General features: G+C 73.6%; 7 protein-coding genes. 3 read left to right on the top strand and 4 right to left on the bottom strand.

Translation table 11 applies throughout. From position 1 onward, the window contains the following. Positions 1 to 163 precede the first annotated feature (163 nt). The 4 genes from LCD35_RS02260 to LCD35_RS02240 all read right to left on the bottom strand — a co-directional run bounded on the left by LCD35_RS02260 (position 164) and on the right by LCD35_RS02240 (position 5,977). Positions 164 to 1,612 (bottom strand): cell wall metabolism sensor histidine kinase WalK, encoded by a 1,449-nt coding sequence (locus LCD35_RS02260; RefSeq protein WP_224958744.1) that lies wholly within the window; start codon positions 1,610 to 1,612, stop codon positions 164 to 166. Next, positions 1,606 to 2,331: a response regulator transcription factor gene (locus tag LCD35_RS02255; RefSeq protein ID WP_224958743.1), complete on the bottom strand. Its 726-nt coding sequence runs from the start codon at positions 2,329 to 2,331 to the stop codon at positions 1,606 to 1,608. Before LCD35_RS02255 ends, LCD35_RS02260 begins: the two co-directional genes overlap by 7 nt. 158 nt (positions 2,332 to 2,489) lie before the next feature. Continuing rightward, on the bottom strand, positions 2,490 to 4,709 hold the full coding sequence (locus tag LCD35_RS30280; RefSeq protein WP_304615291.1) for a glycosyltransferase family 39 protein: 2,220 nt from the start codon (positions 4,707 to 4,709) through the stop codon (positions 2,490 to 2,492). After that, a complete protein-coding gene (locus tag LCD35_RS02240; protein ID WP_374108021.1) occupies positions 4,706 to 5,977 on the bottom strand; it encodes a glycosyltransferase in 1,272 nt (423 codons plus the stop codon). The genes LCD35_RS30280 and LCD35_RS02240 overlap by 4 nt, the downstream gene beginning before the upstream one ends. Positions 5,978 to 6,256: 279 nt before the next feature. On the opposite strand from LCD35_RS02240, the gene LCD35_RS30275 reads away from it, so the two are divergent. The 3 genes from LCD35_RS30275 (at position 6,257) to LCD35_RS02225 (ending at position 10,819) form a co-directional block, all read left to right on the top strand. Then, positions 6,257 to 8,488, top strand: coding sequence for a glycosyltransferase family 39 protein (locus LCD35_RS30275; RefSeq protein ID WP_224977709.1), 2,232 nt, complete (start codon positions 6,257 to 6,259; stop codon positions 8,486 to 8,488). After that, positions 8,488 to 9,918, top strand: a complete 1,431-nt coding sequence (locus LCD35_RS02230) for a glycoside hydrolase family 27 protein (protein ID WP_225043641.1) — start codon at positions 8,488 to 8,490, stop codon at positions 9,916 to 9,918. Before LCD35_RS30275 ends, LCD35_RS02230 begins: the two co-directional genes overlap by 1 nt. A 193-nt stretch (positions 9,919 to 10,111) precedes the next feature. After that, positions 10,112 to 10,819 carry a GAF and ANTAR domain-containing protein gene (locus LCD35_RS02225; RefSeq protein ID WP_224959206.1) on the top strand — a complete coding sequence of 236 codons (708 nt, stop codon included), beginning with the start codon at positions 10,112 to 10,114 and terminating at the stop codon, positions 10,817 to 10,819. Positions 10,820 to 10,872 lie beyond the last annotated feature (53 nt).

Genomic DNA, 10,872 nt, shown 5'->3' with positions numbered 1-10,872 from the left:
TCCCCCCCCCCCGCCCCCCCCCCCCCCCCCCCGCCCCCGGCCCGGGGGGGGGGGGGGGGGGGGGGGGGGGGCGCGCGCGGGCCGCGGCCCGGGCGCGCCCCCCCCCCCCCCACCCCTGGTGAACGCCCCCACCGGTTCGGGTGCCGGTGGGGGCGTTCGCGCGTCAGCTCAACGGGATCAGCAGGCGGAAGATCGAACCGGACGGGCTCGTGGCCAGCTCCACCCGGCCGTTGTGCGCCTCCGCGATCGCCGCGGTGATCGCCAGGCCCAGGCCGGTGCCGCCCTCCGAGCGCTCGCGCCCGTCGTCCACCCGGTAGAACCGGTCGAAAATCCGCTGCGCGTGCTCCGGCGGGATCCCCGGCCCGGCATCGCTGATCGACACCACGCCCATCGCGGTGCCCGGCCGCACCTCGGCTCCCGCCGCGAACACCCCGTCGCGCGCCGAACCGTGCGCCACCTCCACCCGCACCGGCGTGCCCGGTGTCGTGTGCACCAGCGCGTTCGTCATCAGGTTCGTCAGCACCTGCCGCAACCGCGGGCCGTCCCCCAGCACCCGCACCGCGCGCTCCGGCACCACCAGCTCGATCTCGCGACCCGGGTCCCGCACCCGCGCGTCGCCCGCGATGTCGGTGGCCAGCGGCACCAGGTCCAGGTCCACCAGGTCGATCGTGCGCTCCCGGTCCAGGCGGGCCAGCAGCAGCAGGTCCTCCACCAGCGCGCCCATCCGCACCGCTTCGCTCTCGATGCGGGACATCATCATCCGCACGTCCTGCTCCCCCGGCGAGTCGCTGCGCCGGTACAGCTCGGCGAAACCGCGGATCGAGGTCAGCGGGGTGCGCAGCTCGTGCGAGGCGTCCGCGACGAACCGGCGCAACCGGTGCTCGGACTGCTCCCGCTGCTGCAGCGCGGCCACCAGCCTGCCCAGCATCGTGTTCAGCGCCGCGCCCAGCCTGCCCGTCTCCGTGCTCGGGTCCTGGTCGGCGACGCGGCGTTCCAGGTCGCCGGTGGCGATGGCGTGCGCGGTGTGCTCGATGCGGGTCAGCGGCCGCAACCCCAGCCGCACCGTCACCATCGACGCCGCCGCCAGCAGCACCACCACGATCCCGCCCACCACCAGCTCGATGATGGTCAGCCACTGCAAGGTCTGGTTGACGTCGCCGGTGGACAGCGCCAGCGCCACCTTCTCCCCGTTCGGCCGGCTCTCGGTGAGCACCCGCCAATCCGAGCCGCCGGAGCGGTCCGGCACCGTGATGATCTCGCCGACCGGACCCGGCCGGCGGATCATCGGCTGCCGCGGATCGGTCTCCGTCGGACCGGCCACCGACCACAACCGGCCTTCCTCGTCGAACAGCAGCGCCCGGAACTCGGTGGGCAGCCGCGGCCCCGAGCCGTGGTCCTCCGGTCCCTCGCCGGGCATCGGGCGCGGCCGGTCGTCCAGCCACGGGCGCGCCATCTCGTGCAGCCGCCCGTCCAGCTTGTCCAGCAGCGAATCCCGCAGCAGCAGCTGGCTGGCGAAGCCCATCGCCACCAGGCCGGTCACCGTCGCGCCGATCAGCAGCAGCAGCAACCTGCCGCGCAAGGTGCGGGTGAACCGCCGCATCCGGGTCAGCATCGGGGACGCTCCTCCGGCGGGATGCGCAGCACGTAGCCGACGCCGCGGATCGTGTGGATCAGCGCGGGCCGGGTGAAGTCGACCTTGCGGCGCAGGTAGCTGATGTAGGACTCGACGATGCGGCTGTCCCCGCCGAACTCGTAGTTCCACACCCGGTCCAGGATCTGGCCCTTGCTGACCACCTTCTCCGCGTTGATCAGCAGGTAGCGCAGCAGCTTGAACTCCGTCGGAGACAGGTTCACCAGCTGCCCGGCTCGCCGCACCTCGTAGGTCTCCTCGTCCAGCTCCAGGTCCTGGTAGCGCAGCCGCGAATCCGGTTCGGCGACCTGCTCCGGCTGGGCACGGCGCAGGATCGCGCGCAACCGCAGCACCACCTCGTCCAGGCTGAACGGCTTCGTCACGTAGTCGTCGCCGCCCGCGGTGAGCCCCGCGATCCGGTCCTCCACCGCGTCCCGCGCCGTCAGGAACAGCACCGGCACCGCGTCCCCGCCCTCGCGCAGCCGCCGCGCCACCGTGAAGCCGTCCTGGTCCGGCAGCATCACGTCCAGCACCACGATGTGCGGGCGGAAATCGCTCGCGGCGCGCAACGCCTCGGCTCCGCTGGCGGCGCCGCGCACCTCGAAACCGCTCAGCCGCAGGGCGGCGGTGAGCAGTTCCAGGATGTTCGGCTCGTCATCGACGACCAGTACGCGCGCCGACGGCGCCTTCGCATCAACCACGGGGCAAGGATCTCTCACTCGGCTGGGGACTCGCTGAACGGATGCTGGGAACGGCCTGCGGGCCAGGACGCCCCGGGGCGCGCTCGTCGTCGAACGCGACCCGGGGCGCCCCGGCCGGCTCCGCCACCGGGCCGGCGCGCGGGCCCGGCGGCAGGGGCTCAGCCCCGGCAGTCGTAGAGACCGCCGGAGGACTGGCCGTCCTGCTCGGAGCCGGTGCCCCCGTAGGTGGCGGCGTCCACCAGGGTGCAGTGCTGCTCCACCCACTCCTGGCGCTCGGTGGCGGCACCGCCCTGGCCGCCGGGCATCCCGCCGCCCTGCGAGCGGCCGTCCTGGGCCTGATCGTCCTGGTTCTGGCCGTCCTGGGGCCGCTGCCCGGACGTACCGCCCGGACCACCGCCACCGGGACCACCGCCGCCGGGGCCGCCCATGCCGCCGAGCTGCACGAAACCGAGCTGCCCGGCCTCCTGCCAGGAGGCCAGCTGCACCACCGACGGGGCGTCGTCGCTGCCGGTGAACCCGCCCATGCCGATCACCCGGACATCGCTGTTGATGATGTAGGAGCCCGCGCCGTGCGCCCCGCCCTCGACGGCGAGCGGGATCTCCCGGTCACCGGCCTGCGCGGTCACGTACGCCAGCAGCGACTCCTGCTCGTCGGTGAGGGACTCGTCGCTCATGCCGCCGGGGCCGCCGCGGGACTGCCCGCCGCCGGGCCGCGAGTTCCGGTCCTGCGAGCCCTGGGCGTTCTGGTCCGGCCCGTCCTGCCCCCGGGAGTCCTGCCCGTCGCGCCCCGGCATGCCACCAGGACCACCACCACCGGGACCGCCGCCGCCCGGACCGCCCATGCCGGTGGACGGACCGGCCGTCGGGTTCGCCCCGCCCATGCCGCCTCCGCCGTCCGACGCGAACGCCGTCGCCGCCGACCACACGCTCGGCACCGCCAGCACCGCGGCCAGCGACAACGTCAGCGCCACCGTGCCCACGGCGCCCCTGCCGCGGCCGAGCAGCAGCGCGAGCACCGCGAGCACGCCCAGCCCGATGGCCAGGTACCCGGCCCAGCCGTTCCAGTCGGCGTTGCGGAACACCAGCACCGCCGCCCACGCCACGGTGAGCACCACGCCCAGCGGCAGCAGCAGCCACCCCTTGCCCGCGCCCGACCGGTACGACTTCCAGAACCGGACCAGCCCGGCCCCGGCCACCGCGCCGACCGCGGGCGCCAGCATCGTCGTGTAGTACGGGTGCATCGTGCCCTGGGCGAAGCTGAACATCAGCCAGATGAACACCAGCCAGCCGCCCCACAGCACCCAGCCCGCGGCCTCGAAGCGGTCGCCCGGCTCCCCGGCGCGGCGCCGCAGCACCGCCCCCACCACGACGGAAATCAGCACCAGCGCGCACAGCGGGAACAGCCAGCTGATCTGCCCGGCGAGCTGCTCGTTCGCGAACCGCAGCAGCCCGGACTCACCGGAGAAACCACCGCCGCCACCGGGCCCGCCACCGCCAGGACCACCGCCGGAGGAGGAGCCCCCGCCTCCGCCGTTGCCCTCGCCGCCGAAGATCCGGCCGAACCCGTTGTAGCCGAAGATCAGGTCCAGCGCGGAGCCGTCCTCGCTGCCCCCGATGTAGGGCTTCGGCGACGGCCACAGCACCGTCGCCGCCACCCACCAGAACGAGGTGACCAGCACGGTCACCGCGGCCGCCACCAGGTCCAGCGCCTTGCGCCCCCAGGGCGCCCGCCGACCCACCAGGTACACCGCGATGAACACCGGCAGCAGCATCCACGCCTGCAACATCTTCGTCAGGAACCCGCAGCCGACCAGCGCCGCCGCACCCACCAGCCACCAGGTCGCGCGGGAGGCGCGCTCCGCCGAGACGGCCCGGGTCAGCGCGTAGGCGGCGCCCAGCACCAGCAGCACCAGCAGCGTGTCCGGGTTGTTGTCCCGGTTGATCGCCACCGTGATCGGCGTCAGCGCCATGACCAGCGCCGCCAGCAGCGCGGCGTGCTCCCCCGCCCACCGGCGCACCACGCGGTGCAGCAGGAACACCCCGGCGACGCCCATCACGACCTGCGGGAACAGCACCGCGAACCGGCTGAAGCCGAAGATCTTCGCGGACACCACCTGGACCCACAGCGCCATCGGCGGCTTGTCCACGGTGACCACCCCGGCCGGGTCGAACGACCCGAACAGGAAGTTCTCGAAGCTCTGCGACATCGACTTGACCGCCGCCGAGTAGTACGTGTTGCCCCAGGACGAGCCGATCCCCCACGCGTAGAGGACCGCGGCGAGCAGGCAGATCGCGCCGAGCGCGAACGGCTGCCACCGCCTCCGCCGGGGTGCGTCGACGGCGTCCGCTGCGGGTGCGCCGAGTGCGACCGTGGTCATGCTGCTTCCTTTTCGGAGGAGGGAACGGGAGTGGGCTGCGGCGTCCTCGGGCGGAACACCCAGGACCGCAGCAGTACGAAGCGCAGCGCGGTGCCGACGACCGAGGAGGCGATCAGCACCAGCACCTCCAGCCAGCGGGAGGCGTCCGGAACCGCGGCGTCGAGCGCCAGCAGCGCGCCGGAGGTCACCACGTAGTACAGGGCGAACACCACCAGCCCCTGCACGTGCACCCGCCCGGACGACGCGGCCCGCCCGACGAAGGTGAACCGGCGGTTCGCCTCGGTGTTCCACAGGGTCGTCACGGTCAGCGCCACCAGGTTCGCCACCAGCGGCGGCCACCACGACCGCAGCAGCGCGTACAGCACCGACGTGGCCACTGTGGACAAGATGCCGATGATGCCGAAGGAGAACAGCTGCCACAGCAGGCCGTTCTCCCGCTCCGCGAGCACCGCCTGCGGGTGCGCGGCGCGCGGTTCCGGTCGCCGCGGCAGGCCCTCGACGGTGGCGGCACCGGTCAGCTTCGCCCGCGCCACCCGCAGCAGCCCGGCGAGGTCGTCGGTGGCGGTCTTGGTGACGTTGACGCGGGTGTCGACGTCCTCGACCCAGTCCACCGGCACCTCGTGCACCCGCAGCCCGTTGTGCTCGGCCAGCAGCAGCAGTTCGGTGTCGAAGAACCAGGAATCGTCCTCGACCTTGCGCAGCAGCGGCCGGATCACGTCGGTGCGCGCCGCCTTGAACCCGCACTGCGCGTCGGAGAACCGCGCGCCGTGCGTCCAGCGGATCACCTTGTTGTAGGCCCGCGAGATCAGCTCCCGCTTCGCCCCGCGGATGGTGCGCGAGCCCGGCGCCAGCCGGGACCCGATGGCCAGGTCCGAATGCCCGTTGACCAGCGGCGCCACCAGCGGCAGCAGCCCGTCCAACCCGGTGGAGAGGTCCACGTCCATGTAGACCACCACGTCCGCGTCGCTGTAGCCCCACGCGGTGCGCAGCGCCAGTCCCCGGCCCTTGCGGTCCAGGTGCAGCACCCGCACGTTGGGCATCGACTCGGCCAGCTCGTGGGCGACGCGCAGCGTCCCGTCGGTGCTGGCGTTGTCGACGACCGTGATCGTCCAGTTGAACGGGAAGTCGTGCTCGAGGTGGTCCCGGAGCACGTGCAGGCACCCGGGCAGCGAACGCTCCTCGTTGTAGACCGGGATCACCAGATCGACCGTCGCCGTCTCGCGCGCCATCGCCCCCCGGCGCGCGGTCTCGACACTTCCTTGCGGCATCACGTTCATCCCTTTCCACGTTCTCCCGCTCCTGACATCACGGCCGGCAGCACTGGCGACCCGGGTTCCATGAAGCACCGCCGGGTTGTCCAGGGCCTCGGTACGAGGTGGGAGTTCGCTGGGAATCCGCGACCGCCGCGCGCGCCCGCTCCCGGCCCGGAGCGGCGGGTGCTGCACGAACGGCCGCCGGACCGGTCGAGGAGTGCGCGGCGGACGTCCAGCCGATTCCCAGCTTCGCCGTCCACCGTCGGGGCCGACGGCGAGCGGAGGAGTGACGCGGTGGAGCAGGAACGGTCCCGGGCGGCCCGGTGGGTGCTGGGCAGGAGGACGGACCCGGTGTGGGCGCGGCCGGCGCTGATCGCGGTGCTCGCGGTCGCGGCGGTGCTCGACACCTGGGCGCTGTCGATCAACGAGTGGGCGAACACGTACTACTCGGCGACGGTGCTGGGCATGACGCAGAGCTGGAAGGCGTTCTTCTACGGCTCGCTGGACGCGGCCTCGTTCATCACCGTGGACAAGCCGCCGCTGGCGCTGTGGGTGCAGGCGCTGTCGGCGCGGGCGTTCGGCTTCAACACGTGGAGCCTGCTGGTGCCGCAGGCCGTGTTCGCCGTGCTCACCGTGGCCGTGGTGCACCACCTGGTGCGGCGTTCCTTCGGGCACGCCGCGGGCCTGCTGGCGGCGCTGGTGCTGGCGGTGACGCCGATCGCGGTGGCGATGGCGCGGCACAACAACCCGGACGGGCTGCTGGTGCTGCTGACCGCGCTCGCGATCTGGGGCGCGTCCAACGCGATCCGCTCCGGGAAGCTCTCGCCGCTGGTGTGGAGCGCGGTGGCGATCGGCCTCGCGTTCAACGTCAAGATGCTGCAGGCGTACTTCGTCGTCCCGGTGATCGCGGTGGTGTACCTGGTGGCGGCCCGGCCGCGGTGGCCGCGGAAGCTGCTGAACCTCGGCGTCGCCGGGCTGGTGCTGGCCGGGGTGAGCGCCTCGTGGCTGGTCGCGGTGGACGCGGTGCCCGCCGCCTCGCGGCCCTACGTCGGCGGCAGCACGGACAACACGGTGCTGGACCTGCTGCTCGGCTACAACGGGCTCGGGCGGGTGCTCGGGCAGAACCACATCATGTCGCCCGGGATGACCGGCGGCGGAGGTGGCGGCGGGATGCCGGGCGGGATGCCGCCCGGCGGTGGCGGCCCCGGCGGGATGGGCGGTCCCGGGGGCGGCGACGAGGGGCTCACCCGGCTGATCAGCGACCAGGTGGCCGGGCAGATCTCCTGGCTGTTCCCGCTGGCGCTGTGCGGTGCGATCGCCGCGCTGGTGCACCTGCGGCGGCGGCCCGCGCGGGACGCGCAGCGCGCGGATCTCCTGCTGTGGCTGGGAACCCTGCTGGTGACCGCGGCGGTGTTCACCTTCGCCTCCGGCATCTGGCACCCGTACTACTCGGTGGCGCTCGCGGCACCGCTCGCGGCCGTGGCCGGCATCGGCGTGGTGTGCATGGTGCGGCTGTTCCGGGTCTCGGCCGGGTGGGGCGCGCTGCTGCCGCTGTCGATCGCGGCGACCGGGGCGTGGGCGTGCGCGGTGCTGGACCCCGACTGGATCGGCTGGCTGCCGCCGCTGATCGCGGTGCTCACCACGGTGTCGGTGCTGGCGCTGGTAGCGCTGCTCGCCGTCCCCCGGCAGCGGCGGATGCGGGCGAAGCTCGCGCTGGCGGCCTTGCTGGCCGGGCTGGTCGCGGTGCTGTCCGGGCCGACGGCCTACGCGCTGACCGCGCTGAGCACGCCGATCCAGGCGACGTTCCCGTCCGCCGGGCCCTCCGCGCAGGGCGGCCCGGGCGGTGGCGGCCCGGGGCGCGGTCAAGGCGGTCCCGGCCCGGACGGTCGTGGTGGACCCGGGGCCGACGGGCGGAGCCCGGGCGCGCCGAGCGCCGACGGGCAGGACTCCGGCGGCCGGGACTCGGCCGCCCCGAACGGGAACGATCCGAACGCGGACGGCCCCGGTTCGGGCGGGCAGGTCCCGGACGGCCGGAACGGCGACGGCCAGGGCTCCCGGACGGGCGGCGACGGCCGCCGCGGCGGCCCCGGCGGCCAGAGCACCGAGGTCAGCGACGAGGTGGTCCGCTACCTCACCGACCACCACCGGGACGAGACCTGGCTGGTCGCCGTCGTCGGTGCCATGGTGGCCGCGCCGATCATCCTGGACACCGGCGAGCCGGTGATGGCCGTCGGCGGCTACAACGGCAACGACCCGGCCCCTACCGTCGACCGGCTGCGGACCTACGTCGAGGAAGGCGAGTTGCGCTACGTGTGGACCAACGGCAGCTCCGGGGTGCGGAGCACGGGCGAGGAGGTCGACACCCGCGTCGTCGACGAGTCGATGGCCTGGGTCGCCGAGCACTGCACCGCCGTCGACCCGGCCGAGTACGGCGGCACGGCCGCGACGACCGGCTCCGGGCCGACGACCGGTACCGGCGGGGAGGACGCCCCGACCCGGCTCTACGACTGCGCGAACCGGCACTGATGCCGAGGGGAACCGCTCGCCGGGTGCCGAGCATCGCGCTCGCCCTGCTGGTCGTGCTCGCGCTGGCGGGCACCAGCGCCCCGCCCCGGGACACCGCCGCGGGGGGGCCGCTTCCGGTGCCGCCCGCGGCCACCCCGCCGATGGGCTGGAACAGCTGGAACACCTTCGGCTGCGACATCGACGAGGCGAAGATCCGCGGTGTCGCGGACGCGATGGTGGCGTCGGGGATGCGCGACGCGGGCTACCGCTACGTCGTGGTGGACGACTGCTGGTACGAGCCGGACCGCGACGCCGCCGGGAACCTGCGGGCCGACCGCACCCGCTTTCCCAGCGGCATGGCGGCGCTCGGCGAACACCTGCACGCGCAGGGCCTGCTGTTCGGGATCTACGCGTCGCCGAACGTGCGGACCTGCGCGCAGCGCACCGGCGCCTACCCGGGTGCGACCGGCAGCGGCGACCGGGAGGTGCAGGACGCCCGGACCTTCGCGTCCTGGGGCGTTGACTACCTCAAGTACGACTGGTGCTCCGGCGGCGGTTCCACCCGCAACGTGCGCGTCGCGTTCACCGCGATGCGCGACGCGCTCGCCGCCACCGGCAGGCCGATCGTCTACAGCACCAACCCGAACAGCAACTTCCCCGGCGAGCCGGGGGAATCGGAGGACTGGTGCGGGGTCGCGCACCTGGCGCGCACCACCGAGGACATCCAGCCGGTGTGGGATTCCGGGCACCGCAACGAACATCCGATGGGCGTGCGCAACATCATCGACGTCCACAGTGGACTGGCAGATCGGGTGCGCCCGGGCTGCTGGAACGACCCGGACATGCTGGAGGTCGGCGTGCACGGCGTGAACGGCTACGCCGGGCTCACCCCCGACGAGGAGCGCACCCACCTGAGCATGTGGGCCATGTTCGCCGCCCCGCTCATCGCGGGCAACGATCCCCGCACGATGTCCGAGGCGGACCGCGCGCTGCTCACCGATCCCGAACTGCTCGCCGTGGACCAGGACCCGCTGGGCGCGGCCGCGCACCGGGTTCGCGGCGGCGACCACCAGGTGTGGGTGAAGCCGCTGCTCGACGGCACCGCCATCGCCCTCCACAACCAGGCCGACACCCCGGCCCGCATCACCACGGGCCCCGCCGAACTGGGCCTCCCCGCCGGAGCGCGCCTCGCCCGGAACCTGAACGACGGCACCACCGGCCCGCTCACCGCCGACGTCCCCGCCCACGGCACCGTGCTGCTCCGCATCGACCACCTCAGCCGACCCGGTGCGCACCGCAGACCCGGCACACCATCCGGTCACCCGCGTCGGAGCGGAGACCCGCGCCCGGGTGCGCGGTCAAGGTGTGGTGCCCGCAGACGCCGCACGCCCCCGCCGAAGGCGGGTCGAACGCGCCGAGGGAACCGAGCTCCGCGGCGCTGGGGCCGGTGAGCTGTGAACGTTCGTGCAGGGCCATGAGCAGCTCCCTCGGACGAGGCGACGACGTCGCCGGTGCGGGGTCCGGAGGCTGCTGCTCAACCACCCCGCACAACGCCCACCCCGCCCGCGGCATTCCCGCGCGGGTGTCAGCGGCTTCCAGAACGGGTACCGACCGGGGAAATCGCCCACCGACCGGGAGGTGACCGTGTCCAACGGCTCCGAGGAGCTGGCGATCGCGTTGGCGACCATGTCGCGGGACCTGCTCTCGCAGCGCAGCGTGCAGCTCACCTTGGACCGCATCTGCGAGCACGCGGTGCGGCTGGTCGACGGCTGCGAGCACGCCGGGATCCTGACCCTGCACGGCGCGGGACGCGGGCGGCGGGCCGAGACCCTGTCGGTCACCCACGAGCTGGTCACCCGTTCCGATCAGATCCAGGTCGACCTCGGCGAAGGCCCGTGCCTGGACGCCGCGCAACACCGCGAGCAGGCGTATCGCATCAGCGACATGACCAGCACCCCGCACTGGCCGCGCTACGCGGCGAAGGCCCGCGACCTGGGCATCGGCAGCATGATGGGCTTCCTGCTCTACACCGAGGAGGACGAGCTCGGCGCGCTGAACCTCTACTCGTCGCGGCCCGCCGCCTTCACCGAACACTCCGAGCTGATCGGCTGGATCATGGCCTCGCACGCCGCGGTCGCCTTCTCCTCGGCCCGCGTCGACTCCCAGCTGCACGCCGCGGTCGCCACCCGGCAGCTCATCGGGGAGGCGATCGGCATCGTCATGGAGCGCTACAAGATCTCCGAGGACCAGGCCTTCGACGTGCTGCGGACCAGTTCGCAGCACGGCAACGTCAAGCTCCGGGACGTCGCCGAGCAGGTCACCACCACCGGCGAGATCCCCGGCGCCCGCTAGCCCGACCGGCGTGATTCGCACGGCGCGGGCACGGGTAGCCGACGCCCGGGTCA

It is taken from the genome of Saccharopolyspora sp. 6V (assembly GCF_020176785.1).
Taxonomy (GTDB): domain Bacteria; phylum Actinomycetota; class Actinomycetes; order Mycobacteriales; family Pseudonocardiaceae; genus Saccharopolyspora_C; species Saccharopolyspora_C gregorii.
Note: the sequence above shows the minus strand (reverse complement) of the source record. Positions and strands in the feature narration are given on the sequence as shown.

Coding starts and splice junctions, on each gene's coding strand:
- LCD35_RS02260 (WP_224958744.1), bottom strand. CDS start 1,612: ATGCTGACCCGGATGCGGCGGTTCACCCGCACCTTGCGCGGCAGGTTG.
- LCD35_RS02230 (WP_225043641.1), top strand. CDS start 8,488: ATGCCGAGGGGAACCGCTCGCCGGGTGCCGAGCATCGCGCTCGCCCTG.
- LCD35_RS30280 (WP_304615291.1), bottom strand. CDS start 4,709: ATGACCACGGTCGCACTCGGCGCACCCGCAGCGGACGCCGTCGACGCA.
- LCD35_RS02240 (WP_374108021.1), bottom strand. CDS start 5,977: ATGCCGCAAGGAAGTGTCGAGACCGCGCGCCGGGGGGCGATGGCGCGC.